The 24,671-nt window shown below is 52.8% G+C and carries 30 protein-coding genes; 13 read left to right on the top strand and 17 right to left on the bottom strand.

Annotated features, from left to right (window positions below; genetic code table 11):
- Position 1: 1 nt before the first annotated feature.
- From HWX07_RS25075 to HWX07_RS25040, 8 genes are all read left to right on the top strand, one after another.
- Positions 2–328: a plasmid mobilization relaxosome protein MobC gene (locus tag HWX07_RS25075; RefSeq protein WP_175878059.1), complete on the top strand. Its 327-nt coding sequence runs from the start codon at positions 2–4 to the stop codon at positions 326–328.
- Complete coding sequence (locus HWX07_RS25070) at positions 322–1,638, top strand: relaxase/mobilization nuclease domain-containing protein (RefSeq protein WP_175878058.1); 1,317 nt, start codon at positions 322–324, stop codon at positions 1,636–1,638. Before HWX07_RS25075 ends, HWX07_RS25070 begins: the two co-directional genes overlap by 7 nt.
- Complete coding sequence (locus HWX07_RS25065; RefSeq protein WP_175878057.1) at positions 1,623–1,796, top strand: hypothetical protein; 174 nt, start codon at positions 1,623–1,625, stop codon at positions 1,794–1,796. The genes HWX07_RS25070 and HWX07_RS25065 overlap by 16 nt, the downstream gene beginning before the upstream one ends.
- Positions 1,793–2,404 carry a hypothetical protein gene (locus HWX07_RS25060; protein ID WP_175878056.1) on the top strand — a complete coding sequence of 204 codons (612 nt, stop codon included), beginning with the start codon at positions 1,793–1,795 and terminating at the stop codon, positions 2,402–2,404. The genes HWX07_RS25065 and HWX07_RS25060 overlap by 4 nt, the downstream gene beginning before the upstream one ends.
- Positions 2,397–2,774, top strand: coding sequence for a hypothetical protein (locus tag HWX07_RS25055; protein WP_175878055.1), 378 nt, complete (start codon positions 2,397–2,399; stop codon positions 2,772–2,774). The genes HWX07_RS25060 and HWX07_RS25055 overlap by 8 nt, the downstream gene beginning before the upstream one ends.
- A gap of 115 nt (positions 2,775–2,889) precedes the next feature.
- Entirely contained in the window at positions 2,890–3,687 is a 798-nt protein-coding gene (locus tag HWX07_RS25050; protein WP_175878054.1) for a hypothetical protein, read from the top strand.
- A 90-nt stretch (positions 3,688–3,777) separates the two neighbouring features.
- Positions 3,778–5,445, top strand: a complete 1,668-nt coding sequence (locus HWX07_RS25045; protein ID WP_175878053.1) for a replication endonuclease — start codon at positions 3,778–3,780, stop codon at positions 5,443–5,445.
- 175 nt (positions 5,446–5,620) lie between these two features.
- On the top strand, positions 5,621–5,941 hold the full coding sequence (locus HWX07_RS25040; protein ID WP_175878052.1) for a hypothetical protein: 321 nt from the start codon (positions 5,621–5,623) through the stop codon (positions 5,939–5,941).
- Positions 5,942–6,235: 294 nt separating this feature from the next.
- Here HWX07_RS25040 and HWX07_RS25035 read toward each other — a convergent pair whose 3' ends face one another.
- Complete coding sequence (locus tag HWX07_RS25035) at positions 6,236–7,408, bottom strand: site-specific integrase (RefSeq protein ID WP_175878051.1); 1,173 nt, start codon at positions 7,406–7,408, stop codon at positions 6,236–6,238.
- A gap of 320 nt (positions 7,409–7,728) precedes the next feature.
- On the opposite strand from HWX07_RS25035, the gene HWX07_RS25030 reads away from it, so the two are divergent.
- Genes HWX07_RS25030 through HWX07_RS25020 form a run of 3 tightly spaced genes read left to right on the top strand, consistent with a single transcriptional unit; the run spans position 7,729 to position 10,305 of the window.
- Positions 7,729–8,958 carry an integrase arm-type DNA-binding domain-containing protein gene (locus HWX07_RS25030; RefSeq protein ID WP_175878050.1) on the top strand — a complete coding sequence of 410 codons (1,230 nt, stop codon included), beginning with the start codon at positions 7,729–7,731 and terminating at the stop codon, positions 8,956–8,958.
- A 56-nt stretch (positions 8,959–9,014) separates the two neighbouring features.
- Complete coding sequence (locus tag HWX07_RS25025) at positions 9,015–9,935, top strand: hypothetical protein (RefSeq protein ID WP_175878049.1); 921 nt, start codon at positions 9,015–9,017, stop codon at positions 9,933–9,935.
- Complete coding sequence (locus HWX07_RS25020; RefSeq protein WP_175878048.1) at positions 9,928–10,305, top strand: hypothetical protein; 378 nt, start codon at positions 9,928–9,930, stop codon at positions 10,303–10,305. The genes HWX07_RS25025 and HWX07_RS25020 overlap by 8 nt, the downstream gene beginning before the upstream one ends.
- 5 nt (positions 10,306–10,310) lie before the next feature.
- Here HWX07_RS25020 and HWX07_RS25015 read toward each other — a convergent pair whose 3' ends face one another.
- The 3 genes from HWX07_RS25015 to HWX07_RS25000 form a co-directional block, all read right to left on the bottom strand.
- Entirely contained in the window at positions 10,311–11,075 is a 765-nt protein-coding gene (locus HWX07_RS25015; RefSeq protein WP_175878047.1) for a hypothetical protein, read from the bottom strand.
- 33 nt (positions 11,076–11,108) lie between these two features.
- On the bottom strand, positions 11,109–11,843 hold the full coding sequence (locus HWX07_RS25010) for a hypothetical protein (protein ID WP_175878046.1): 735 nt from the start codon (positions 11,841–11,843) through the stop codon (positions 11,109–11,111).
- 266 nt (positions 11,844–12,109) lie between these two features.
- Positions 12,110–13,024 (bottom strand): integrase domain-containing protein, encoded by a 915-nt coding sequence (locus HWX07_RS25000; protein ID WP_175878044.1) that lies wholly within the window; start codon positions 13,022–13,024, stop codon positions 12,110–12,112.
- A gap of 912 nt (positions 13,025–13,936) precedes the next feature.
- Here HWX07_RS25000 and HWX07_RS24995 point away from each other — a divergent pair.
- Together HWX07_RS24995 and HWX07_RS24990 are read left to right on the top strand one after the other, a co-directional pair.
- Entirely contained in the window at positions 13,937–14,236 is a 300-nt protein-coding gene (locus HWX07_RS24995) for a hypothetical protein (protein WP_175878043.1), read from the top strand.
- A gap of 114 nt (positions 14,237–14,350) precedes the next feature.
- Positions 14,351–14,659 carry a hypothetical protein gene (locus HWX07_RS24990; RefSeq protein ID WP_175878042.1) on the top strand — a complete coding sequence of 103 codons (309 nt, stop codon included), beginning with the start codon at positions 14,351–14,353 and terminating at the stop codon, positions 14,657–14,659.
- Between the two features lie 23 nt (positions 14,660–14,682).
- Here HWX07_RS24990 and HWX07_RS24985 read toward each other — a convergent pair whose 3' ends face one another.
- The 13 genes from HWX07_RS24985 to HWX07_RS24925 all read right to left on the bottom strand — a co-directional run bounded on the left by HWX07_RS24985 (position 14,683) and on the right by HWX07_RS24925 (position 24,646).
- Entirely contained in the window at positions 14,683–16,830 is a 2,148-nt protein-coding gene (locus HWX07_RS24985; protein WP_175878041.1) for a hypothetical protein, read from the bottom strand.
- A gap of 10 nt (positions 16,831–16,840) precedes the next feature.
- Positions 16,841–18,802, bottom strand: a complete 1,962-nt coding sequence (locus HWX07_RS24980) for a hypothetical protein (protein WP_175878040.1) — start codon at positions 18,800–18,802, stop codon at positions 16,841–16,843.
- A gap of 12 nt (positions 18,803–18,814) precedes the next feature.
- A complete protein-coding gene (locus HWX07_RS24975; protein WP_175878039.1) occupies positions 18,815–19,174 on the bottom strand; it encodes a hypothetical protein in 360 nt (119 codons plus the stop codon).
- Between the two features lie 227 nt (positions 19,175–19,401).
- Positions 19,402–19,692 carry a hypothetical protein gene (locus HWX07_RS24970; protein WP_175878038.1) on the bottom strand — a complete coding sequence of 97 codons (291 nt, stop codon included), beginning with the start codon at positions 19,690–19,692 and terminating at the stop codon, positions 19,402–19,404.
- Complete coding sequence (locus HWX07_RS24965; RefSeq protein ID WP_175878037.1) at positions 19,670–20,086, bottom strand: DUF5681 domain-containing protein; 417 nt, start codon at positions 20,084–20,086, stop codon at positions 19,670–19,672. The genes HWX07_RS24970 and HWX07_RS24965 overlap by 23 nt, the downstream gene beginning before the upstream one ends.
- Positions 20,087–20,128: 42 nt before the next feature.
- Complete coding sequence (locus HWX07_RS24960; RefSeq protein WP_175878036.1) at positions 20,129–21,094, bottom strand: DnaB-like helicase C-terminal domain-containing protein; 966 nt, start codon at positions 21,092–21,094, stop codon at positions 20,129–20,131.
- The gene (locus tag HWX07_RS24955) at positions 21,094–21,609 is read right to left on the bottom strand and encodes a histidine ammonia-lyase (RefSeq protein WP_244130028.1); all 516 of its coding nucleotides are present in this window, start codon (positions 21,607–21,609) and stop codon (positions 21,094–21,096) included. Before HWX07_RS24955 ends, HWX07_RS24960 begins: the two co-directional genes overlap by 1 nt.
- Positions 21,609–22,409: a hypothetical protein gene (locus tag HWX07_RS24950; protein WP_175878035.1), complete on the bottom strand. Its 801-nt coding sequence runs from the start codon at positions 22,407–22,409 to the stop codon at positions 21,609–21,611. Before HWX07_RS24950 ends, HWX07_RS24955 begins: the two co-directional genes overlap by 1 nt.
- A complete protein-coding gene (locus HWX07_RS24945) occupies positions 22,406–22,708 on the bottom strand; it encodes a helix-turn-helix domain-containing protein (RefSeq protein ID WP_175878034.1) in 303 nt (100 codons plus the stop codon). The genes HWX07_RS24950 and HWX07_RS24945 overlap by 4 nt, the downstream gene beginning before the upstream one ends.
- Before the next feature lie 10 nt (positions 22,709–22,718).
- Complete coding sequence (locus HWX07_RS24940; RefSeq protein WP_175878033.1) at positions 22,719–22,961, bottom strand: transcriptional regulator; 243 nt, start codon at positions 22,959–22,961, stop codon at positions 22,719–22,721.
- Positions 22,962–23,071: 110 nt separating this feature from the next.
- Positions 23,072–23,716, bottom strand: coding sequence for a hypothetical protein (locus HWX07_RS24935; RefSeq protein ID WP_175878032.1), 645 nt, complete (start codon positions 23,714–23,716; stop codon positions 23,072–23,074).
- 126 nt (positions 23,717–23,842) lie between these two features.
- Positions 23,843–24,169, bottom strand: a complete 327-nt coding sequence (locus HWX07_RS24930) for a hypothetical protein (RefSeq protein ID WP_175878031.1) — start codon at positions 24,167–24,169, stop codon at positions 23,843–23,845.
- Between the two features lie 9 nt (positions 24,170–24,178).
- Positions 24,179–24,646: a hypothetical protein gene (locus HWX07_RS24925; RefSeq protein WP_175878030.1), complete on the bottom strand. Its 468-nt coding sequence runs from the start codon at positions 24,644–24,646 to the stop codon at positions 24,179–24,181.
- Positions 24,647–24,671 lie beyond the last annotated feature (25 nt).

Below are 24,671 nucleotides of genomic sequence, written 5' to 3'. Positions count from 1 at the left end.
AATGAAAACTATGACAGAACAAATCAGAATACATGTAACCCCAGAAGTAAAGACCAAGCTCCTGAAAGATTGCGAGGAAACCGGCTATACAAATTATTCAATGTATATCCGTGACTTATTAAGCAAGAAAATTAAGCCATTAGCCAACAAAAAAATACTTGGCAATGTCTATCGTGAAATGAATTCTCAGGGAAAAAATCTTAATCAGGTTGCTCGACACATGAACTCAACGGTCAATTTTGGCGACGAAGTTTTAGACGAAATCGCAAAAATCAGAAAGGCGCACGAAGAGATTTTGCAAGAAATAAGGAAGAACAATTTATGTTAATCGACTGTTCTACACACACAGGAAATGCCGAGGCAGGAGTCAAATATTTTTTGAGCGCGATTGATAGCAAAGGAAATAAGCGGTCTGTCAAGCCTGAAATCTTGCGCGGAAATCCGGAAAACACAATAAATATTAGCAGGGATTTATGTGCAGATAGAGATTTGAAAACTTCGTCAGGTGTTATTTCCTTTGCTCACAATGAAAAACCAAGCAGAGAAGAACTAGAAAAATTGCTAGACGATTTAGAAAAAACTTTTTTCGGCAATATGAGAAATCGTGTCAACGCTTTATTTGTCGCTCATGCCGATACCAAAAATTTCCACATTCATTTCATGATAAATAGAATTGACCTGAAAACGGGAAAAGCTTACAACCCATTCCCGCCCGGTCAAATGACACTTGACCTTATGGAACACTTCACCAGACTCAAAAATGAAGAGCTTGGATATGAGCAAGTTGTGAAGAAGAGCACAACAAAACTAGAACTGACAGACTCAGAACGAAAAGCACGGCGCGGACATTTTTCGCTAGATATTCTTAAAGATAAAATCAGTCTTGACAAATCAATTCAAAAATTGGTCAAGGACGGGGCAGTTAAAGATCGAAATGAATTGATTGACTTTCTAAAAAACGAGGGTTTGAAGTTATCCAGAATTGGGGAGGATTATATTTCTATCGAAAGGGAGGGAAGAAATATTAGATTGCGTGGCGGTATCTATGCAAAGAATGAAGACAAGCCTTATGAAGTAGTCAAACAAGAATTTATTGCCTCAAAAGTTAGCAATGCTTTTGACATGAATAAAAGTGTCGCGATTGTCAATCGTATTGTGAAAGCTCGTGACGACTACAACACAAAGCGGTATGACGCAAAGCCAGCTAGCAAGCCAGTATCGAAGACGCTCACCAATGGCACAACCCCACCGGCTTATCAAAAGCCCGCCCAGCAGGCTCGCACCGTTTCGCCGATACCAGCACAGCAGAAACAGCCAAGCGAGGCACCTGGAGCGATTGCGCGCAGTGAGCCAGCCAAGACACAAGACCAGCAAGGCTTTACGGCTGATAGTCCGCGCAGTGGCACGACTGGCAACAGTCTTAACGGGTTGCTATCCGCACAGGCGGGGGTATCGAGTGCACAGACTTCGCTCGATAGGTTGCTCACCCAGCTATCGCAGGCAAAGACTTATGCGGAGCGGTTACGGCTCGAATATGAGATAGCACAGGCACGGCAGGCTCTGAACAATGCCTTTGCCAGCTTGGAAGAAGAAAAGAAAAAACAACTTGGAGATACAGACAAATGGAAAAAGAAGTAAAGATAAAACTAATAATTAAAGCCATGGCATGCACCGGCATTCTTGCCGTTATAACGAATTTATGGATTATGGCGATTTTGCTTGATAAGCATTTTCACTATCCGCTTATCGTGACAAACATATTATTCTCACCATTGAAATTATGGGGAGCAATATGAGTCACATACACATAAATCCAGATTTGAAGAACAAACCGCTCATAGATATTGTTTTCGAAACTGACGAGCGAAGAAAAGAGGCTTATGACTTTACCAGCAGATTTGTAGAATGTCTGTTTAATAATATTCAATTTGACTTGTCTTACTCATTGAAGTATGGAAACGCGGAAAATATAAATCTATCGTTTGATATAAACAAGTGGAATTATGCAGCATTCGCCAGCACAGATAAACAACAAATCAATGTCAATATTAGGAGTGTATTAGAACGAAAAATGACAACAACATTGATACATGAATTCGCACACCATATTGCACATGATTTTGAGATAGAAACAGGCGGGGCACACTGTTTAGAGTTCGCGATTGTCACATATTGTCTAGAAAAAAAGCTTTTAGCAGACGGTCATAAAACATTCTTTAATAGCTACGACATACACGAGGACCCCGCTTTTCCTTATCTATCTATCAATGCTTTTCACTTCGATACATTGATAAACAATATTATTTTTTCTAACATTCAAGAATTGGCACAGAAAGCAAAGAAACTAGCAAATGCTATACGAGAAAAAGCGATACCTTTGGAATTGAGAGTGAGCAATGGATAAGAAAACGAGGAAAATACTTGAACTACTGGAAAGACAAAAACAGGTTAATGCACGGTTATCGAGCTTTGGATTTGACAGCAAAACAATATCACAACGCCCCGCACTCATACGGGAAAAATTTTCGATTGAAGACGAACTTAAATTGTATAGCGACGAAGAAATAAAGCAGGCTATCAATCATGAAACGATTGAGCGATTACATAAAAAACACATGGTCACTGAAGAAGAAATAGAAGGAGAGCCGGATAACTTTGGATACTACTTTTTGATTGGCTATGTCATGGGAGCAACACACTTAAACCACTTTACTAAACTGGCAATCTATGCGATTGCTCAAGGACTAAAAAATGAAAAAAAGAATAGATTATGAAGAAAATCAGAAAGAACTAAACAAGCTAGTTTTATCATTCGTTGGCATAACAGCACTTACAGCAGGCGCTTTATTGGTGTTACAGCTTTTATCGATTTTTATGAGATAAAAGCTCATGCTGATAACAAGAATAATAAAAACAGCACTTCAAAAGCTTGGACTGATAGAAGAAAAAAAGCCAGCCGTCAAGAAGACTAGGAAGATTGCACGCGAGCTAACACCAGAAGAAGAAATAGCGCAGGCATATCACCGAGGTAAGAAAGCGCTTGAGAAGACCGGCGACGATAGCCGTATTTATGAGCCGCATTGGATACCAATCCTAAAAGAATATGACCGTCAAAAGTCATACAAGATAAGGTTTGAGTTCATTCCGCCAAAACAAAATTTTCGAAATGTCCGCTCCGCTCTTCAATTCACATATCAGAGCTTCGAACCGTGGAAAGAAATCAGGGACTGGATTGAACAAAAAAATGGCGGGGTTTGTTGTGTATGCGGTGGTGTGTCACAAGACCATGACGAGAACAAAACCACGCATACGGAATGCCATGAAGTATGGCACTACAACGAGCAGACCAAAGTCCAAAAGCTTGCACGGCTTATGCCTTTATGTTGCCGTTGCCATTCAATCGTTCACCTATCCATGCACTTTAAAGACAAAGCTTTGACGGAGAAGCTTTTGCAGGATTATGCAGAAATCAATAATGTAAGTCTTGACCAAGCTTATGAAGACTTGGATTTTGCGTATCGGGAAAGGAAACGGCGCGCAGATTTTGAGTATATTTTAGATTTGAAATTGATAAACAAACTAAATCTAAATTACGAAATAGCAGAACGGTTTGACCCGCACACGCAAGCTTTTTTGACATTCATTGAAACGAAATTCAAATCAAATAAAGATTTAGAAAATGAATGAATAAAAGAAAAAGCCCCACATGGACGGCAGGGCTTTACTTTTGAAGATTATTTGTTATTATTATTTTGCGAACAGTAATAACGAACCACTATGAATAATATAAACAATAAAAACCCGGAAGTCAATAAAGAAATAGAAGATTTTTATGCTTTTGTTTCTAGTCAATCAGAAGAGCCAGCACATAAATATAAACCGCTCGGAATTCTATCAAGCCTAATCCCTGAAATTCACAAGTCTTATGTATTACATATTATCAAAAGTCAGTTTGATAACGATACACAAGCTTACATTAAAACTATCCCTATGTTTTTGGAGAAATTCACAAAGCAAGACAAGTGGATATGCGACTCTTCAGTTATTGGCTCAACAAAAAAAGAAAAGAGATTTTTGAACAAAAGAAAGAAAAGCCTGCTTTTATACAGCGCGCAACTTTTGGGACTTATGGGTGGATTTGGTAAGTATCACCGCGCTAAGATTTTACCTAATTCGCTCGTTAGACACTATAAAGACGAAATGCAAAAAATGGAAGATTTCTGTAAATCACACAGGCTGATACAGTCAAGCGGACATATCACAAGGCTAACGAGTCTTGAAAATAAACAGAAACAGAAGATTGCACAAATTTTAAGAATAAGCAGGTATATGAGCGACCTAGCACAAGATAAGAAATTTACATACTCGCTCGTTACTTTAACTTTACCGCCTGTCTATCACCCTAATCCGATACTTGGAGCGAATAGCTACAACGGAGCGACACCCGCCCAAGCACATGCGAAGCTTACCGGATACTGGAAGCTTATCCGAGCAAGATTTGCAAAGGCAGGATTAGAAACAGGGACTGATATTTTTGGCTTGCAGACTGTCGAAAGTCACACAGACTCAACATTGCACTTACATTGCCTTATCTATCACTCAACAGAAAACACTGAGCTTATACATGAAATTGTCCATGCAGTATCTCAAAAACATAACAAGTCAGTTCATTATGAAAAAAACAAATGCGTGAGGTTTGATATAAAACTTAATGACGGAAGAGCAAGCGGAGCAACTTATGTTTTTAAATACATTACCAAGTCGAATGCTATTTATACAGAGCAAGACGACAATGCTTTAAAAAACGCTGCATGCAGATACTTCTACGGCGCGAAAGGATTTAGTTTTTTCGGCATAAAAAACACTATCACTCAATTTAATTTTCTTGTCGCCAATTACATTGGTTACAAGAAATATCTGAACAAAGATATGATTAAAATGTTTGAGAAAAGAGATTATGCTTTGTTCGTAAGTGAATATGCTGAGTTTTTCAAGACTGAATACTACGAGCAGGACGGCGGGAAAAAGCTTTTAGGTGTTTCTTATTGCACCGAGGCAGTCAAGAGCCACAAGCAGCGATTGAAAAATACGGTTATTAAAAAACACAAGACTGAGTTACTTATTGAGAAGAAACAGTATTGCATTTTTGAAATCAATGATACTTTTGATAAAGATACAAATACTGTTCGTGCCGTGGATTTAGACAGTATTTTGAATTTACCTATTCTTACGGCTTTTGAGCTTTCACAATCTAAACAGGATACTTTTGATTTTCATAAAGAAGAATATTATAAGCAAAAACAAAACTATGGAATAAAGATTATTCGTGTTTATATAGATAGTCATTTATCTGATAATGTTGATAAAGTTACACTTAATCAACATTATTCAAGGAAAAGCGAGAATGCAACCCCGCCACCTATCGGTGCGCCAAGTTTTTTATAGAATTTTCTAGAAAACACATTTAAGCAGACGCAAGCAAACACTATCCCGCAATTAAAATTTTAAATTGCCTGATTTCTCTTTATCTAAAATCTACCGTTTATCTTAAATGTCATTACATGTATTGACATTAAACAAAGTTTTATTAGTATATAAATATACAAACTACGGAGATTATATGAACAAAAAAGAAATACTAGAAAACCTAAACAAGGCTTTGCGTTTAAACAGCATAGACCGAGATTTGATTATCCGAAATGTGTCTAACCATATCGGTTATTTTGATAAGGCTGACCGGTATTGGTTGCGCGACGAATATCACACAGAAAGCAGTCGCCTAATCAGAACACCGAGCCGGGCTTTTGCTTTTTCTCTTTATAAGCATATCTTTACAACAAAATATCTTAAACAGGTTACTTCAAATAAAGCACTGTTTGCAGATATGTTAAACGAAGAGCTAAACCAGAAAAGTGCGGTAGAAAAGAAATTTAAAATATAAGGATAACTATGAAAGCAAAAAATCTAAATCTTAGAGTTGATATTGCAACATTGAAAAGAATGGAAGAAATCAGAAAAAAGGAATCGCTAAACTGGTCAAATCTGATAAGGCAGTTTATCAATGAAGAAATTAAAAAGCGCAACTAACAAAAAAAGACCCAATCGGGTCTTTTCTTTTTTTGGTGTGACTTACCCACATTGCCCACAGGACCGATTGACCCTAGTGCTAGATAGCTAGCACAGTCAATCTCAATGCGTTGCATTGCCCATGGACAATATGGATAAGTCGCATATGTCAATGATTGATACCCGCCCAAAGCTTTGCACCAGTCTTTTGCGGGCGCAAATTTGCATATCGTTTAAGAGTATTTAGCTCTATATGTCCTGATATGTTGCTTATTTCAATATCGGTTAAATTTGTATGCTCGAAAAACCATGAGATACCCTCATGGCGCAAGTCATGAGGATTGAGATTGCTTGAGCCAGCATTCTTAACAATGACTTTGAATCGTTGCCCGAAAACCGCCGAATTTTCCCAAAAATGAAACACTAAACCGCTTTTATTTTTTGGTATTTCTTTTATTTCCTCTATAAGCTTGTATAGCTCAGGACGCATGAGCACATATCTATCCTTTGCATTCTTCTTATTCTTAATCTTTTGATTTTTCTTGGGCACGAAGATATAAGAATTCTCAGGATTTTTCTTGTCAATTCGTATGTCTTCCCACTTCATAAGCAATGTTTCGCCGATTCGCATGCAAGAGTAAATCTGAAATCTAATGATAATTTTTAGGACTGTTTGATTGACATACATGCAGTCACATGCAGACAGCAATCTTTCAAGCTCACCCTCATGCAAGCGCCGTTCTCTTGGCTCGCTCCATGCCTTAGGCGGGGGATTGTCTTTAAAAGGCTTGGCATTAAAAGTATAGTCATAATGCCGACTATGCCATTCCAGCGCCGTTTTTATATCATAGTAGTTCTTACGCACGGTGGACGGCTTGTATTTCCTTGCCTTAACTTCGCCGTCAATCACTTCTTTATAGTTGTTATAAAGCGGATGAGCCTTGGTATCTGGCGGAACGGAAATTTCTTGATTGAGTTTGTCGGCAAGATATTTTGAAAATCCTGCGGTAGAAAATTGACCAAGCATGACAATTCCCATTTCTTCTTTTATCTTTTCAATGTTACTTTTCTTTTTATCTGAAATAACATTGTTTTTTATGTAATCGTCAAAGATTTCCGCAAGAGTAACTTTCTTGACTTTTACGATATCAACAGACTCGCCTTTATAGATACGAGCTTCTGTATCAGTGACCCACCTGATAGCTTCGTCTTTTTTAGTGAATGTTTGCGATACATTGACACCCAGTTTTCTGACCTTGGCTTGATATTGACCTTTAACAGCCTGCCCGTTTTCGTCTAATCGCTGATAGACACCGCGCGCCACGCGTTTAAGTGTTGCCATGCCCGCCCCATGTGTGTTGTCCCAAATTTGTCCCATTTTAGCGTATTTGGGAAATTGAAACGCATGAAAGGCTTATGGCATAAGGGTTTGGCAAACTTGTTGTTACCCCCTCCTAAGCGCTAGATACAGGTTCGATTCCTGTCGGGGGGACCAGCCTGGTTCCCATCTTCTCCCAAGTTTCTCCAAAAAGTCGCGCACCGCCTTGTGTCGCCTAGACTTTTGCTGCCATCATTGCCCAAGGTTGCCCAGTACAAGCAACCGAACTTGGGGGCATCTTTTGGGACATGCCTCCATGCCCCCAAACTCGATGCCCCCACGCCATGCCAAAGCGCGCCACTCCGCTGACCGAGATGCAGATCCGCAAGGCCAAGCCGGCCGAGAAGCCGTATCGCCTGGCAGATGGCAAGGGGTTATATCTAGAGGTAATGCCGAACGGGTCGCGGTACTGGCGCATGAAGTACCGCTTCGACGGCAAAGAGAAGCGCGCCGCCTTTGGCGTCTATCCAGAGGTGACACTAGCCGAGGCTCGGCAAGCCTGCCTCAATGCACGGAAGCAACTCGCCGCCGGCACCGATCCGACCGAACAGAAGCGGGAAGTCAAACGCACCCGTGCGATCGAAGCTGCATCGACGTTTGAAGCCGTCGCGCGCGAGTGGTTTGCGACCCAGAAGGATGGCTGGACCGAAGTGTATGCGGGCAAGGTGATCGGCTCGCTCGAGGCCGATGTTTTCCCGCGAATCGGTCATCGTCCGGTCCGGGACATCGAGGCGCCCGACATGCTGGAGATCCTGAGGGCCGTCGAATCTCGCGGCGTGCGAGAGACGGCAAAGCGCATCCTCCAGCGCTCGCGGGCGGTGTTCCAGTACGGAATCATGACCGGGCGATGCTCTCGCAATCCTGCTGCGGACATTGACGCTGAAACTGTTCTCAAGAAAGGGACTGGCGTCAAACACATGGCTCGGGTCAAGCCCGTCGAAATTCCGCAGCTCATGCGGGACATCGCCGCGTACCAAGGCGACCTAGTTACTCGACTGGCGCTCCGCTTCATGGCACTGACGTTCACTCGAACAACCGAGATGATCAACGCCGAGTGGGATGAGTTCGACGAACGCACCGCCGAATGGCGGATTCCGCCCGAGCGGATGAAGATGCGCGATCCGCACATCGTCCCGCTCTCGCGCCAGGCGCTCGACGCACTGGCCGCGTTGCGCGAGCTCAACGGTAGCCATCGGCACGTCTTCTACAGCGTCCAAGGCCGGAGCCACATCTCGAACAACACGATGCTCTATGCGCTCTACCGCATGGGCTACAAGTCGCGCATGACCGGGCACGGGTTCCGCGGCTTAGCCGCAACTGTGCTCCGGGAACTCGGTTACAGTCGAGACGTCGTCGATCGACAGCTCGCGCATGCGGAGCGCAACCAAGTCACTGCGGCATACGTGCACGCCGAGTTCCTGCCCGAGCGTCGAAAGATGATGCAGCACTGGGCCGACCATCTCGATGCACTTGAAGCAGGCGCTGCCGTGATCCCAATAAAGGTCGGGCAGTAGATGACTAGACTATCGGCGCCGCTCGTGATTGAGACATTCTCTCGCAGCCATGTATAGTGATCGGTGTCAAAAACCTAAATATCAAAACAAAACAGGCGAAAATGGGGATCAACAAACTTCTTTTCCGTCTCGCGATACAACGAATCGTGACTCACATCGCTCCGGATAGGATTCCACTGTCACGACCGAGAGTGTTTGAGCGCCACTACTTTTCCGCAACCTTAACCGGAATCGATGGACTACCAGAAGTTTTGGTTGATGGCCTCGGTGCCGATGAAATCCGTGCTCGCGCGTGGAACAATGATGCGAGTGCGTACATCGATCCAGTCACGATTCCCATATCGCAAGCAGTGCACGCAGAAATTGACGTCATCTACTACCTTCGCCAATACGAATTCAAGTCAAAATCCGCCAGCAAATTCCTGTTGGCCACATGGTTTGGCGTATATCGATTGTGCGCCTGGTGGGGTGACTTCTCGCAAGGGCTATTTAACCGGCGCACGATAGAGTGGCGTCAGCGCATGCAGGTATTACAAGACCTGATGGCATGGTCAATCGAGCACCCGCGTAATTTCACCAGTGCGTCGCAACTGCTAGCGATGCGCTATGGCGATCGAGTAGTGTTCCATCCGAGTTACCGCTCACAAGTCGACTACATCGAATTTCTGCTGCAATCTCTCGCTGCAGACCACTTGGCAAGCCAGGCTCCGGACCAGCATCGCTATCGAATAGATCCACGCGGATTCACTGCCATCGACGCTTTCAATACCGAGGAACGACGCCATAAGGACAGCGGCCGAGTTCAAAAAATCCTCGCCTTCATCGGCCTACTTGCACTCATTGCTAGCTTTGTGCAAGCAGCAGCTGGCATCAAACAGGCATGGTTTCCTGACCCTGGAAGTGTCGGGGAATCAACCAAATCGTGTGCCCCAACATCCGGCACGCCCGCAGTCAATCAACGGAGCCATCTTGGATAACGTAACCGTAGGCCTGATTGGAGCTCTCGCCGGTGCAACGATTACTGCTAGTGCCGCGCTTCTCAATTCAATCTTCCAGCGAAAGCACGATCGCCGCGCTTTGATCATCAAGGCAGCCTTCGAACTCGCGGCGACGGAGTGGCGAGCACACTTTGAGGCGTCACTCGATAACGGGAAAAAGGTATACCCATTGGATATCTATATCGCTCGGGCAATCGAGCTTGCCGCAATGCTGGAACAAGGAAGCGCGTCATCAGAAAAAATTGCGTCATTAAATAAACGGACTGACGAACTTGCTCTCGCGCTCGACGCGAACTTCGAACTTCGCGACCGCCTGCATAAAGCACACGAAGCCACCAAGAGGCGTTGACACGCTCACTCGACTGGATAGGGATAGGCGACGAACGGATCATCTTCATCTTTAAGATGCTGCCAATCAAACTCATACCGATCCGCCTCTGGCCAATCGGCAAATGAAACCCGAAAAAATCCCCCGATCGCAGCATCCATCCCATCGCGGTTCCTGCCGACTGCGACGAGATAGTCTTCGCTCTCGAAATCTTCCTGCATAAACTGCGCAGACAGAAGAACCACAACCCCGCAGACAGCATCAACCAGATGGTCAAACGTCGCCTGATGAAACGTGGTCGCCCGATTGTGCTTGGTCTCGTTGTAGATCTGGTACCAAGGAAGCGGCAGGCGCTCCGCCCTATTTCCCCACGCGTCGAACGGGCATCTGACACCGCGATCTCCGTGCCATCCCGGAACCCGCACCTTGTAGCCCGACAAACGATGCGACTCCTCAATCTTTCGATAGTCGCGCATGTTCAGGTCGCGCTCTCCATTCGGCCGATATCCATTATCCGCAAGGATCGCCTTGCAGTTCGCTTCAACCTCGATGCAAGCACGCAGCAATAGCTCATGAATTCGAAAGGAAAAGCTCGGACAGTTTTGATCGGCCGGCTCCACATAGTCGAATAGCTCCCGAAGATCCTTTTGAAGCAAAAGGAACGCACGAATGTAAGCCTCCGGTTTTGTCGCAAACCTTGGATGCCCAACGTACTGCCCATTGCCGTCGTTCGCATAGCTTCCATCTGCCAATTGTCTGCATGTTCGACGATAGGGAATATTGATTGCCACGGTCAGCTCCAATTTTGTTCGAACGCGACGCCCCTAATCATGGACAGGCAGCTCAAAGAACATGATCCTGTCGGTTCTCCGTTCAGCCTGCTTGGTCCGCGGCATTGCCTCGATCGTCAACGATTCAATAACATCGTTTCCAAGAAGCGCCGTCAAGACCGCTACAACATAGTCGCTATACAAGCCGGCGACCTCGACCACCTCTTGCATGACCAACCCAAACGCTTTGCCGGGGTTCGCCTCCTCGGTAATCGTAGCGAGCCGATTTATCGCCGCCAGTTCCGACACGAAGATCAGGTTGTGACCATGATTCTGCGACATGTAGGCCACCATCTCGTCCTCCCCAAGCGGCAATGCCTCCAAGTCGTCGATCGATAGCTGCGCAGAATAATGGAAGGCGAAACCATTCCGGATCTTATGAATCATTGAGCCTTTGGCCAATCGCTTGCCCAATTCTTCTACAGCGATTTTCCCTTCCTCGGTTAGCGATTTATCGACCAAGGAGTTGAATTCGCTCAGCAGCTTGGCCCAGCCTTCGTGGATCTTCCCGGCAAGCAACTTAACGGTGAGTAGCGCGAGCGAGAGAGTAGCGCGCCTTTCGGCTTCATCCGCATCGTTTGGCATTCTCGCAATCAGAAGCAATCGAACAAGCCAATTCAATTCATTGATAAAAAGCCCCACGCGCAAGAAGGCTGAGGCTCGGTCTTTGGGAAGCGATCGAAGTACGTCGAGTGGCAACTTGATCTTATGTACGCGCACTGCCTCCATGCCTAGACCTCCAGGAAATGACGTTGACGGAACCGCTATCGTCCGAGTCGGTGAGTTGCGATCACAGCACACGATATCCCAATGGATCGGCCAGGTATGCGTGCATCTGATCATTCGACCAAACCGTGCATCGCGAAGATAACCGAATCGGCCTGGGTGCCTTTCCAGCTCGGCACAACTTCCGCCACGTCTCGCGTGATACACCAACGAAAGGTTCTATTTGCTTCCACCTTGAATGACCAACCTCTGGCAGCGTGTCGACGTGCTTATGCATGCTTCACCTCCGCATCGGCCAGCGCCTCACGCCCATAAACGCGCTCCACCCACGTCCCGCGCCCATCCCCGTGGCCGAGCCATGTCGACACCCCAGCGGCCGCCTCCCGGCGCGATACGCCGGCTACCTTCTGCCTCTCAAGATGTTCGGTCGCATACGCGTACCGGAGGCTATGCGGCGCGCGTTCATCGGTCATACCGACCTTGCGCACGACATAGTGGTAACGCTCCATCGCCTGTTTCAGATCCGGCTTGCGAACCAGCTTCCCGCCGTACTCGTTCGACAGTCCGATCGCACGCTCCACCAGCTCGGCGGCCCGCTGTCGATCCAACGGTGGGCTCCGTCGCGTCTTGCCTCCTTTCGTCCCGTGGATGATGGTCACGAAGCCGTCCCCGATCGGGCTGGTAAGCGCGCGCCGCCATTCAGCCAGTGACTTGATGCTTTGAACTGCCTCCCTGGCACGCAGTCCGAGTTCGAGCTGTAGCTCGAGCACAATCGCAATGCCCGGGTCGATCGCAGCAACGGCGGCGCGGTACGGTTCCAACTCGTCACGCATCATCGGCCGCTTCGTGCCGGCCCGGCTTGCGCCCGATAACCCGAGCGCAGCATTGCTCATCTTGTCGGCAAACGGTCGGCGACCGATCCCTTCGAGCGCCGTTCGGATGTGCGTCATGTTGTTGACAGCCGTCCGCGTCGAGCGCCCTCGTGATGTCATGTCGCCCGACCATGCGAACAGATGCTTCTCTTTGAGCTGACCGGTCGTGTGAACCTGAAAGCCCTGGTCCCACAGAAACCGAGCGAAACGCGCGAGCGACTTCTCCCGACCTTTCGAGGTCGAGTTTGCCTGTTTGCCACGCGCCCCGCGCGCAGCACGGCACAGGTCGGCCGTGAGAGATTTGTGCGACATGCGTACCCCGCATCCATGACGTGAGGCTCGACCCCCAGTTGCCTCCCTGTCCGCTGGACGGAGCTGCGAAAACGCAGTTGGGAGACAACAAACGGGGGCACGAGCCTCGGCCTGGTGAGATTGGGAGCGTTCTACGCCAGCCAGCTGACGCAGCCCGGCGCGCATCAACCCGATGAGGGTTGGCACGCGGCGGGAAGACGCTTCCCCCGTTTGATCCGTGCTTTGGCTTTGCGACCGATCGGGGGCGCCAATGCCCCGACCGCGCGAATTGATGCGTGCCGAGCGAGTCGACACGAGATTCCAGACGCCGAGGCCGAGCGCGCCGCCAGTCGTCACGAGGACGATTGAGACGGACGCAGCAAGGCACGGCGTTAGCGCTGGGGAGCGCACGTCACGGATTGATTGCCGCGGGAGCGGCATACGGGGATTGCACATCGCACCTTTCGCAAGAAGCAAAAGGCGTTGGAGGGCTTCACCTAGCGGCGAAGCAGTCACGAGCCCATCAGGAAATGATGGACGGATTTTGGGCGTGGGCCCTACTCAGTTCATTCGGTGATCGAGTCACCGTGCCCGCAGAGCGAGCTCACATATGGCTGTTCAACAGCTAGGTCTTGCAGTCGATGCCCTTTAACCCGGGCTAGGTTTGATACAAGATTAGCGATGCCCGCACGGTTTGGCAACAGTTTTTCAGCGACGCTCCGTTGCCTGGCGCAACCCCATCAATATGACCACCTAGATCGCAGAGTGACGCATTTCCATTTCCGCGTCGATGCTGGCTTTGAAGGTGCTTTCGCAAAGTGACACGCACAAATGAACCACATCATGGCAGTGTTAGGATTTCACCACGCTGCTGGAAAGATTCGCGAAGTGAATTGAAATCGCATCCGGCGATTCCATGCTTAAGGAGTAGAGATGCGCATCGATTGGATCGACTTGGTGATTTTGCTGGCTTTCGCCTGGATCATGCTGCGGTACGTCGAGCAGAAAATTCGCGGCTTGCAGGCTGAGGTACGCCGGCTAGAGATTCGCTGCAATACGCATGAAATGAACGTCGCGAAGTTGTATTACCTGCGCGACACTGAGACTCATCAGTCGAATCTTGAGCTCTCGATGGAGGACCAGCGAATGCTAAAGGAGGACTTGGACGATCAGCTTGCTACTCTTGCCGATCGCAACAGATGGCTGATGGGTCAAACCGCGAGCGGGCAATAACCCGCTCACAAATCCGGGGCCTCCCCAGATTTAGCAATACCGTCAACGATACTGCTGGATTGCGGCTCGTTCGTGCGTCGTCTATGCTGAGTTGAATCGACTGGGATATGCATCATGAGCCTCACCCCTGCCATTGCCGGAACCGCCGCCGCGACGAGTGCAGCCGGCTTCACGCTTACCGACCGCGTATTCATCTACATCGGTGCGGCAATTCTCTTCGGGTTGATCGGTCTGGTCCCGCTATTGGCCGGGAAGCCAGAGCCCGAGCTAAAGCCCCCGCCACTGGACTGGGATGTGATCGACGAGGAATCCAAGAATTCGGCGCCCCTCGTCGCTGAGCAACCAATGACAATCGACGGTGAGATGACGGAAGTGCAGGAAGTACCAAAGTTGACCGGCCGCGGCTCCCGCTGGGGACGATAGCGATAGGCCGGTCACTCTGCTGGCTACGGATTTCCTTGAGGACCAGCGAGCTGCGGAACAGCGAGCGCCGGCATGTATTGCAGACGTCCCGACAATCCTTGCATCAATCCTCCGGTAACGGGGGCGGGTGCGCCGACAGCGCGAGCATCGAGATACGGCAGGAACTCTTGGGGATTGAGCAGCAGCCCGGCCAGTTGCCCGTTCAACCGTGTGCCGACCCGAGAGCCATTCAGCAAGCCACCAATACCACTCCCTAGTGCCGAGCCTACTCCAGCCCCGGCCGGCCCGAAGAACGCCGCGCCGCCGGCAGCACCTGCGGCCTGAGCTGCATTTCCGAGAACACTTCCAACTGCGCCACCTTGGAAGTTTCGCCCATACAACTGACGGGCCAGCCAACCATTAGTAGCGAGGTTGTAAGCCGTATCGCTCCCAGGCGAACGAATCGAGTTGGAAACCGTAGCACGCTGCAAATCCTGCCCGATTCCTTGCAGGGTATTCAATGCATTCGCGTCAATACCGAAATCCGCTCCACTCATTGCTCGCGTCAACGCGGATCGATAGGGCATTAACTGGATCTGCGGCACCTGGCCGGCATTCATAGATCTGGTTCCCAAGCCGTTCGCAATCTGTTGACCCACCTGCATCGTGTTGATTGGCACACTGCCAGCCGCATAAGCAGCGCGAGCCTGCTGAACACCCGGAACGTACCGCGTCATCCAGTTGTCGACATCGCTCTTCAGAGCCGTAAGCGCCCCAACGCGCGTCGACGTGCCTTGCCGCTGCGCCTCATTGATCATGTCGCCAAGCGCGCGGCTCGTGTAGTCCAGTGCAGCCCCGTTAATCTGCCGACTCCCTCCCTCTAGCGGCCATACTGGCGCCACCCCGCGCCCCACTGCCGCATCGAGAGATGCGATCTGATTCGCCCGCTGCATGGCCTCCTGCATCTCCGGAATCTGTGCATAACGCATGAACGCCGGCCCTACGTTGGCGGTTGCTTGGTGCGCCGATTGATAGAGCGGCGTCGCCGCAGCCTCGCGCGCAGCTTGAGCTGCTTGCAGGTCGGCCGGGGTCCCGGCCACCCCCATAAGAGCGCCCCATCGCGCATCATTGTTGTCGATGTTGCGCTGTTCAAGCGCCGTCTTGAAGGCCGGATTGCTGTTCGCCATAGCCTTCTCTGTCTGGGCCAAGAAGGGTGTTGCCCCGACCTGAGCGGTCGTCGGCATCGAACCAGGCACATATACCGGTGCGTTGCGGATATTGGTCGCCACCTGTGCAGCATCATTTCCGATTGCATTGGCGAATTGCTGCCCAACGTAGCCGCGTGGATTCAGCAGCGGCATCGCTGCGTTATAAGCAGCACGGCCTGCTCCAAGTAGGCCCCCGATGATAGCCGGTGCGGCGACACCCATACCTGCGCCCACTAGGGCATTACGCCCGACCTGAGGCCAATACGGTTGATTGGGATCGATCGCTGTGCCTGCCGACAGCGCGGCACCCGTCGCGGCGTTTCCAATCCCAGTGCCAACCATACGGCCGACTGTGCCGCCCATTGCCGGAAGCGCCGTGATGCCATCCCGAATCGCATTTCCCACGCGCAGCGCGCCGCCCATCGGCAAGAGCATCGGCGCCACGATGGCCGATGCCTGCGCGCCGGGCGAGGCCGTTTGCCTGAACTGTTGGTCCGCTGCTGATTGGGCCGAAACATCGTTGTTCGCGGTGTTGGCCAGCCAGTTGCCCGCCGCCGAGCCGCGCACGCCGGGAATCGCGTTCACACCGGCGGAGACACCTTTCTCGACGAGGTTGGCGGCATTGTTGGCGAGGCTTGAGATACCGCGCCACGCGCCAGAGCCAATCTGCTGCAGGGTGCTCCACGTGTCGGGCGACGCACCGCCAGCCGCAAGGTCTTGAGCAAGGCCCGAGGACGTGGATTGAGCCGCAGGCGCGGTTGGTTTTGGCAAGCCACCATGCGCCGCGATGAAGGTGTCCAGCGGGTCCGCAGCGTTGGCTGGCGGCGTTGCCACGGTATTCCTGATGGACCTACCGCCCGATTGCGTCATACCGCCCTGGGACGAGATGAATGCATCGAGCGGGTCAGCGCCGCTCGCGGACATTTGCGGCAGTTGCGCTCCTGCACCAGCGCCGGGAGTGATGAAGCCGTATTGGTAGGGCATGGCGACCTCCTTAGCGCAGCAGACCGACGTTCAAGCCCCAGCGGAGGGCCTGTGCGTCTTGCGGATTGTTCTTGGCAGCGGCGATTGCCTGATTGCGGGCTAGACCTGGTGGCATCTTGATGATTGCCGCGGCGGCGGGCGTCATCATCTGGTCGAACTGGTTTTCGCGCTGGTTGTACGCCTGCGCATTACCGTTGGCGTACGCGTCCGAGAGATAGTCGCCTTTGACCATTCGCATCTGCACCTGCGCCTTGATCTGGCCAAGGCCAGTCTGGATTGCCTGCGGATTCATGCCATACGACGGGATAGCGCCATTGACGATCGCCCGGGCAGCGTCAGTGCTCATGCCGCTCGAGTTCGATACCTGCGTAATGAGGTTGTCGCGCGCTTTGTCGAACAACTGGGCGTCCGACGAGAAGATGCCCTGCACGTTATACAGCTTGTTCGCGAGTGCCGGGCTCTTCGTCTGGGCGAAGTTCGACATGTCGTCGAGCATCGTCAGCGCATACTGACCGGTGGACCGGGCTTGTCGCGTCTCCTTGTATGAGGCGTTCATGGTGTCGACCTGGCCTTTCGCCTGTGCCGTGGCATCGGCTTGGGCGCCAAGGGGCGGCTGAGCAGCCATAGGTGCATGTTGCTGCCCTTGAGCCATCCCGCCAGACCTGCCGAGAATATCGCCGACATAGGACGCGACGGTCTTGCCATTGCTATCAGCGACGTTCCGGAGGAATGGCGTAGGACTACCCGGAGGAGCGACGTTTCCTTCTCCAGAGAAGTAGGCCGTGGCAATGCGCCCGAGATCACCGCCGTATTGCTGGCTGTACGTACTCAGAACTCTCTGTGCAACCGTATTGCGGTCCGCAACGTTGCCCCATGATTCACCGGGTTGTGCATAGCGATTGAATGTTCCTTGCTGGATCTGGAATGGATTGTCTGGTGCCGTACGCCCACCGCTTGACTCTTGCTGGGCGAAAATGCCCGCAAGGCCACCCGTCGGTACACCAGGCACAGCGCCATTCGACGCGTCTGCGACATTTGCAGTGGACTGGAAAACGAAGCCGCCCTGACCGCCATTCACCGACGGGTCCCAGACCTGTTGCAGGTTGTACTGCGCCTTGCCGCCAGCCTGCGCGGCCGAACTACCGCGAACCGCCTCCGTGCCGCCCGCAACTGGCGTGACCGACCATTGGCCGGTCGCATTGTCGTAGCTGTTCATGTACCCAGCAGGTGCCGCACCAGGCGTAGTCACGAGCTTGCCATTCATAACGAATGGCGCGCCAGGGCGCAGCGAGACGATTCCGTCCTTCGTCAGGATGCCGCGCAGTGCATTCTGATATTCAGGCGTCCCATTGCCATACGCGGCGGCTGCATTGCGCTGGACGTCCGTCGGCAATGCCATCTGCACCGATGGATCGTACTGAAGTTGTTCCTTTGCGTAATCCATCCCGCCGGGCACACCCATCATGCTGAGTCCCAATCCCTGGTTCAGGATGCGTCTGACATTCGAATCCATCGCCTGCGCTTGCGTCGGATAGAGGGAAGCCGCTGAGTTCGCTGCCACTTGCGGAGAGGACGCGTATGCCCCCATTCCGGCCGAGATTCCGGACAAACCGGGCACGTTTGCCGAGCCGACAAGGGCCGGTGCGGGAGCGACGGATTCTTGCGTGGCGGTCGGCGCAGCGGCCGCGCTTGAGTTCCCGGCCATCAACCCCTGCACCATCCGCAACCCCATCAGTTGCCGTTGCATAGCGAAGGCGTCCTGGGCACCCTGCATGCCTCCCTGCAACCCCATGCCCAGTGCCGCGCCGTTCGTCACGGGCAATCTGGAGGCACCCGACGCTTGCAACAGCGCGCCAGCCATGCCCATCAGGCCGGCGGTGTTCGGATTCGCCATCATTCCCATCAGGCCTCCTCCGAACGCAGGCACCTGATCCGATTCGCTGCTCGTAGAAAGAGCGTCCAACAGTCCCATGAGATTCCCCTGTTAATGAATCAAGATGTCCGAACGCTCACCGTCAGCGTCCCGCTGAAGCAATGCCTTGTCGGCATCAGCATCGATTTGCATCTGCTGTGCGCATCGCTTTGCTCCATCGACAATGACCTTCGCCGCCTCGACAGGATCTGCGATTCCCGTCGTCAATTCATTGAGGCGATTCGTCAGGTAGCCGTGGAGGTTCACCATTTCAACGACGCCAGCCATCAGATACCGGCGCTCCTCGCTCGATTCATCAAATTGGTCTGCCACCGGTTGTATGTGCGCATGGATGACCCTCAGTTGAGCCAGCGCGACGTTCAACACAAGTTCCATACTCGCAAGCTGGATTTGTTCGTCCGCATCTCTCATTTGCCACCTCCAATCGCCCCACATTGAACGTTCTCCCAAGTGGTCCCCTCGGGGACTTCCTCAAAGCCGCTACGTCCAAGCGTCCAAATGAGGTGTGGGAGGCACTCCTTATCCTCGAGGTCAGTAATCACAATCGTGTCCACGGAGTACGACTCAGGGTGCCGTTGTTCGAGGCGCTCAACACGCGATCTGAGGTTGATGTTTGCCATTGCATTGCTCTCCAATAATCACGATTCAGCGTGTCGTCCCGCGTTGGTTACGGCGCCTGCCCTTACCTTTCGAACGAGAAACCTGCCTGCTTCGCGTTGACGCTTGATTCCCGCGATCACCTCTTGCTCCAATTCGGATGCAGATTGACCGGCCGCGCACGGCATATAGGCTCCATTGACCGTAACGCCGTCGAAATAGCTTTCGTCTTCCGAAGCGATGATTCGGCGAATGATGATCGGCGGATCACTCGTGTCCCGTCGTTGTTCCAAGCACGCAACGCGCGCCTTAAGATTGCTGTTGCTCGCCATCGCCGTTGCCCTCCAAAGCCTCGATGCGTTTCACAAGATCATCGACTTCGACAATCCTCATCTGCGCGGTAACGACCTGCATCACCGCGGCTGCCTCATCGGGCGTGATCTCTCCCGCCGCCATCGCCCGTAAAACTGTTTCGCCCATCTGTGCTGGCGAGCCACCCAAGCTCTTGAGGCTGATTGGCTGATCCTTCGCCTTGATCGCTGGGATGCATCGATCGATGCAGATGCGCAGCGCAGTCGTATCGCCCGCCTTGGCGAGCTCCACCGCTTTCGCCACCAGGTCAGCGGCGTGCGGCTGGAGCAACTCGCGCAGCGCAGTGCGCTTGTCGCGCGTGCCCTTCGGTTTCCCGGCAGGATTTCCGCTCTGCCCTTTCCTGAACTGGGTCATTGCCCTGATTTCCTCCTGCTAAATTCAGTCTCAGCGCCCCAATCACCGCTGCCAGCCCTGCATCCACGTACCGGAATGCAGATCCAGATACCGCGCGCCACCGGCACGCACATCGCGAAACTGCAAGCTGGCAGCGTCGAACCAGAGGCGCACGGTACCTTCCCACGTGTGGTGCCGCTGCTTTGCGCAGATCAGTGCTGTGTCGGCTTGCTGCTCAGCCTCCTGGCGCTTCTCGTCGGAAAGCATCTCCTTGCGCAGCGTCGCCTCTTTGGTCTTGTTCCGATGCACGATCAGCACGTTGTCGACCAGGTCCGTGATCTCGCCGGCGCCCTTCATATCGAACTTATCCGGCACGACGGCTTCCTTCTCGCCCTTGCGTGCGTGGTGCACGAGATGGATGTGCACACCGGTGTCTCGCGCCAGCGCACACAGCGCGTCGACGAAGGTTTTCTGACCGGCATAGTCATCCGGTGCGATACCGCACTTGAGCAGGCTGTCGATCACGACGTGGTGCACGCCGAGCTCCTTGCGGCAGTACCGCGCGACCGCGAGCATGCGCGTGCGCTCGACCGTGCCGACATGGGCATACAGCCATAGTCTCTCGTCCGTCCAACGACCGAAGCCGCGGATGAATTCAGGTGCCGGCTTATCGGTGGCCGCTGCCTGGCGCGCGAGGCGCTCCATCGTCGCGATCGGGCGCATTTCCATCGACGCGATGCATACCCGGTCGCCGGCCGACATGGCATGAAGCATCACCTCGCCGAGGACGGCGGACTTGCCGTGGCCGTTCACGCCGCCCCACAGCGTCACCTCGCCCTCGCGAAAGCGGAGCGAATCGCCGACACTGGCCCAAGGCGACTCGGTACCGGGCGCGACTTCCTTCGGGCTGTGCAGGTGCTCGACCAGGTCCTCGATAAACTCGCTCGCGCGGCGCACGTCCGCGCGGCCGTCGTCTGTATCGTTGACATAGGCGTTCCAGTCGATCGAATCGGGCAGCGTTCGGGCCATCAGGCCACCTCCGTGGCATTCTCGTGAGCGTCGGCGACCACCTGCATTGCGAGGTTGCAGGCATCGTCGTATGGATTCGGAATCGTGTCGCCCAACACGTCGAACAGGCGTCGAGCAAGTACGTGCGCGGCCGGCCAACAGATCGGTGCGATCGCCATCGGGAACCAGTCAAACAACGCGAAATCCTGTCCCGGGACAACATGCGCCTCGCCGCAGTGCACACGCGGACCTTCGCGGAAGGTCAGCACCAGCGTGTCAGGCACTGCAGCGGCGATATCCGACAGCGTGCTCAGCAGGTCACGCCAAGGCACGTGTGTGGACGCGAACACCTCGACGTCCAATGCTGTAACCGGTCGCCAGTCATAACGCTCGCTTGGTGTCGCGCTGAGCGTCACATTCGTCCATGACAACGGACCTGCAAGCGTGACCAACACCGGTAGTTCCGGCGCGTTGCCGCTCTTGCGCATGGCGATCAGCTCGGCTGAGTTCCGCGGAAAACGCAGGTTCATGGCCATCACCCGAAGATCCCCTCGGCCTGGTGGCCATTAACGCGTCCGGACGGCTCGCCCAACCACGATGCGTTGAAGCCTCCCCATCCGCGAATGACGCAGGTGCGCACTGCGTCCGCCATCGAGATCCCCGCTTTGTCTGCCTCGGCCTTGGCGTCATCGAAAGCCGTCAGAGTCGGCGCCAGACGCTTGGTTTTGCGAACAGCAAGCCAGTCCTTCGCGATCTCCGGCGGAACGCCAAAAGACTCGAGATGCGCCTGCGCATCGAAGCGCGGAGCGCGTTGTTTTTGTTTGTTTGAAGACGAAGATGAAGATGAAGAGCCGTCACCTAAGGGGGGTTTTGGTGAAGCTTTGGTGATATCACCCAAGCCATGCTTTGGTGATGCCTTCAGTGCGTCATCTCCATCGCTAGGAAAGCGCGACGATTCACCGCGGACCAAACGCACGTGCTCGTCCTTGACCATCCTCGACGAGTACCAGATCGGCCCTTCCTGCTCCGCGATGAGCGTTACCGGATCACCGTCACGTCGACCGGACCTCGGAACGTAGACGAACGCAGCACAAGTCTGCCCTTTGTCGGCTCCCTTCAGCACGCCCTTGGTGATGATGGATCTGAGCATCGCGAGCGGAGCACCGATCGCCTGCGCAATTTCTTTGAGCGGCCAGCGGAGAACGCCGTACTCTTCGGAATCGTGCAGGAGGCACATCACGTCGATCCAGACGCCCTTCTCAGCATGAGTACAGCGTCGGAGGTTGCTGTTCGCCTGCCAGTCGCCTGGATAGAACTGGAATGACGGCCGCGTCATGCCGCTACCTCTCGCATCAGGTGGTAGCGTGCGACGCGATGCCAACTACCTTCGGGCGTAGCTTCTTGTGTCCAAACCGTCGAGATCTCGACCCCGATGCGCCGCAGTTCCATGATGCGCGCCGCCGGATGCATGACGTCGATTTTGTGCCGCGCATCTAACGTCGATAGCGAGCCGTATTGACGTAGGAAATCGAGAATTCGATGCCGTTGAGCTGCGGCATCGTTGCTGCTATAGTGATCTTGAGCTTTGTTTTGAGCCGCACCTTTAAGGGTCGCGGCTTTTTTATTGTTTGTCATCGACGCCCCCTTACGCAGCCATTGCTTGCGCGTGGTAGGCGGCTGGATTCTTCATCCAGCGGTGCACTTCCTCATTGCTGTAAACCGTGCACCGTTCAGTCCAGCGCTGTGGCTGCGGGGCACGACCTTCTTTCACCAGCTTGCGCCACGTTTCACGGCTGACCGGAATGAACAGCTGAAGCTGGTTCCAGCGGGAGAAGCCGACCGCGGGAAGCGTCGCGAGGGCCGTCTTGGTTTCGGCATTTGCACGCATGCTTTGTCGCTCCTTGGCGTCGTTTGCATGCGTAACAAGATGTCAGACTATAAGCAGTCAATGAAGTGCGGGAACTTCACTTTCCCTATCGAAGCCGCGCCAGATAAGGCTCAGCGGACGGCGATGGGGATTCGATGAAGTTTGGTGACGTCGATAGCCGGATGCCGGTTTGAATGTCGGATGGACGCAAGGTACTCCGCGCACCGCTCCGCACCCAGCAAGAATTTGAGGAGCTGTCGCGGATCACTGGCATCCGGCCCACGGTCGGTCGCCGCGTTTATGATCAGATGCGCCATCCAGAAATGCAGGACGGTAGCAAACTCGCGTTTCACTTCCTCGAAGTACTTCCGCTCCATCTGGTCCGAATCCAGGTCCGGGTACACGTCCGTAAGACGCTTCTTCGTGTCCGCGTAGTTCGCCTGCTTGAACTCTTGGGCTTTGCGATAAGCCTTCGCAAGCGACGGCTTGGAATCGGTGGGGGACTGAAACATATCGACAAACGGCCAAGCGGCCGCCATGCCTCGCCTCGTTGCCTTCTTAACTCGCTCCAATATCTCTGGACGGGACACCTGTGAGCAGGAAGTCAGAAAGAGGTAATCCTCCGCGGACAACCCGATACTCTCTCCCTTCAGTGCCGCACGATCGTGACGAAGGTAGAGGCCGAACGCTCTACGCGCGGCTTCATCGGTGGGGAAAGCCATCAACGCTTGGAGATCGTCGGCGGCAATAGGCGGTCCGGAGTTCAAACCCATCATGCGCCCTCGCGCAACCCCTCTGAAATCGGGCACCCCTGACGGCCGGCGAGGGAACCGGTTTTCGCCCCGTCGGGCTAGTCAAGGGTGGTCAAACTATTCGGGATGATTGTGCCAGCGTTACAGCGGTTAGCGCTGCACGTTCCCCGCGACAATCTGCTTGTACTGCGTGGGGTTGTCCCGGATCTCCATCAAGCCGATGGCCAGATTCCGGGCATCTTCTCGCAAGTCGACGAGAGTGCACTGAACGGGTAAACCGCCCGGCTGATCCTCGGGGATTGCGGCCACCATGAACTCCAGGATGTTGTAGAGCTTCCACGCTTCCGATGTTTTATCGACCAGAAGGTCTTTGATATCTGCAATTTCTTGCTCACAGCTCACCGCGCGCTGGTTCAGTTGCCGCAGATCCTGATCAACACCTGAAGATGCCGGAGACGATTCTTGATTGATTCGCATGTTGTTCCCCTAGTACGCCGAATCATTGGCGGCGTGTTGCGACGAGAAGCGCTTGAGCTGCCAATCCCGAATCTGAACGAGCGCAGCGGCCCATTCGGCTGGCGACAGCCGGCGCCAACGTTTTTCGGGTTTCGGCCATACGCGCCGCACCCGAAATTCTTCGATATCGTGCCAAGCAGGGCTGGCCGGATTTGCCTTCGATGCCGGACTGTACAGAGCGACAAATGCAGGAAGCCCGGACATACGCGCAAGCTGATGGATGACACCGGTTGCCTTCTCTTGTCCGATGTCTCGCGCGACCTCTACCAGCGCCAGAGGCAGCTTGTTGGCGCAGCCGAACTCGACAAAAAGTACGCTGTCCAGATCAGCCATCGTCAACGCCTTGGCCTCACGTGTGCCGATGAACCGGCTAATTGAACGCGTCCGATGCCACACACCGTAGGCTCGATCGCGGATGAGGAATTGTTCTTCTTGCATGGTCGTCTGAAGCGCAGAGCCGCCT

This window comes from Burkholderia sp. BCC0097 (assembly GCF_902832985.1).
GTDB classification, from domain to species: Bacteria; Pseudomonadota; Gammaproteobacteria; order Burkholderiales; family Burkholderiaceae; genus Burkholderia; species Burkholderia orbicola.
Note: the sequence above shows the minus strand (reverse complement) of the source record. Positions and strands in the feature narration are given on the sequence as shown.

Bases quoted from the DNA above. Each gene is read 5' to 3' on its own strand.
- HWX07_RS24935 (WP_175878032.1), bottom strand. From the start codon at position 23,716: ATGATGGGTTTGAACTCCGGACCGCCTATTGCCGCCGACGATCTCCAA.
- HWX07_RS24925 (WP_175878030.1), bottom strand. From the start codon at position 24,646: ATGCAAGAAGAACAATTCCTCATCCGCGATCGAGCCTACGGTGTGTGG.
- HWX07_RS25010 (WP_175878046.1), bottom strand. From the start codon at position 11,843: ATGGAGGCAGTGCGCGTACATAAGATCAAGTTGCCACTCGACGTACTT.
- HWX07_RS24970 (WP_175878038.1), bottom strand. From the start codon at position 19,692: ATGGCGAGCAACAGCAATCTTAAGGCGCGCGTTGCGTGCTTGGAACAA.
- HWX07_RS24950 (WP_175878035.1), bottom strand. From the start codon at position 22,409: ATGACGCGGCCGTCATTCCAGTTCTATCCAGGCGACTGGCAGGCGAAC.
- HWX07_RS24980 (WP_175878040.1), bottom strand. From the start codon at position 18,802: ATGGGACTGTTGGACGCTCTTTCTACGAGCAGCGAATCGGATCAGGTG.
- HWX07_RS24945 (WP_175878034.1), bottom strand. From the start codon at position 22,708: ATGACAAACAATAAAAAAGCCGCGACCCTTAAAGGTGCGGCTCAAAAC.
- HWX07_RS24930 (WP_175878031.1), bottom strand. From the start codon at position 24,169: ATGCGAATCAATCAAGAATCGTCTCCGGCATCTTCAGGTGTTGATCAG.
- HWX07_RS25070 (WP_175878058.1), top strand. From the start codon at position 322: ATGTTAATCGACTGTTCTACACACACAGGAAATGCCGAGGCAGGAGTC.
- HWX07_RS25065 (WP_175878057.1), top strand. From the start codon at position 1,623: ATGGAAAAAGAAGTAAAGATAAAACTAATAATTAAAGCCATGGCATGC.
- HWX07_RS25050 (WP_175878054.1), top strand. From the start codon at position 2,890: ATGCTGATAACAAGAATAATAAAAACAGCACTTCAAAAGCTTGGACTG.
- HWX07_RS24960 (WP_175878036.1), bottom strand. From the start codon at position 21,094: ATGGCCCGAACGCTGCCCGATTCGATCGACTGGAACGCCTATGTCAAC.
- HWX07_RS25060 (WP_175878056.1), top strand. From the start codon at position 1,793: ATGAGTCACATACACATAAATCCAGATTTGAAGAACAAACCGCTCATA.
- HWX07_RS25045 (WP_175878053.1), top strand. From the start codon at position 3,778: ATGAATAATATAAACAATAAAAACCCGGAAGTCAATAAAGAAATAGAA.
- HWX07_RS24995 (WP_175878043.1), top strand. From the start codon at position 13,937: ATGCGCATCGATTGGATCGACTTGGTGATTTTGCTGGCTTTCGCCTGG.
- HWX07_RS24965 (WP_175878037.1), bottom strand. From the start codon at position 20,086: ATGACCCAGTTCAGGAAAGGGCAGAGCGGAAATCCTGCCGGGAAACCG.
- HWX07_RS24955 (WP_244130028.1), bottom strand. From the start codon at position 21,609: ATGGCCATGAACCTGCGTTTTCCGCGGAACTCAGCCGAGCTGATCGCC.
- HWX07_RS24990 (WP_175878042.1), top strand. From the start codon at position 14,351: ATGAGCCTCACCCCTGCCATTGCCGGAACCGCCGCCGCGACGAGTGCA.
- HWX07_RS25000 (WP_175878044.1), bottom strand. From the start codon at position 13,024: ATGTCGCACAAATCTCTCACGGCCGACCTGTGCCGTGCTGCGCGCGGG.
- HWX07_RS25040 (WP_175878052.1), top strand. From the start codon at position 5,621: ATGAACAAAAAAGAAATACTAGAAAACCTAAACAAGGCTTTGCGTTTA.
- HWX07_RS24985 (WP_175878041.1), bottom strand. From the start codon at position 16,830: ATGCCCTACCAATACGGCTTCATCACTCCCGGCGCTGGTGCAGGAGCG.
- HWX07_RS25035 (WP_175878051.1), bottom strand. From the start codon at position 7,408: ATGGCAACACTTAAACGCGTGGCGCGCGGTGTCTATCAGCGATTAGAC.
- HWX07_RS24975 (WP_175878039.1), bottom strand. From the start codon at position 19,174: ATGAGAGATGCGGACGAACAAATCCAGCTTGCGAGTATGGAACTTGTG.
- HWX07_RS25055 (WP_175878055.1), top strand. From the start codon at position 2,397: ATGGATAAGAAAACGAGGAAAATACTTGAACTACTGGAAAGACAAAAA.
- HWX07_RS25030 (WP_175878050.1), top strand. From the start codon at position 7,729: ATGCCAAAGCGCGCCACTCCGCTGACCGAGATGCAGATCCGCAAGGCC.
- HWX07_RS24940 (WP_175878033.1), bottom strand. From the start codon at position 22,961: ATGCGTGCAAATGCCGAAACCAAGACGGCCCTCGCGACGCTTCCCGCG.
- HWX07_RS25075 (WP_175878059.1), top strand. From the start codon at position 2: ATGAAAACTATGACAGAACAAATCAGAATACATGTAACCCCAGAAGTA.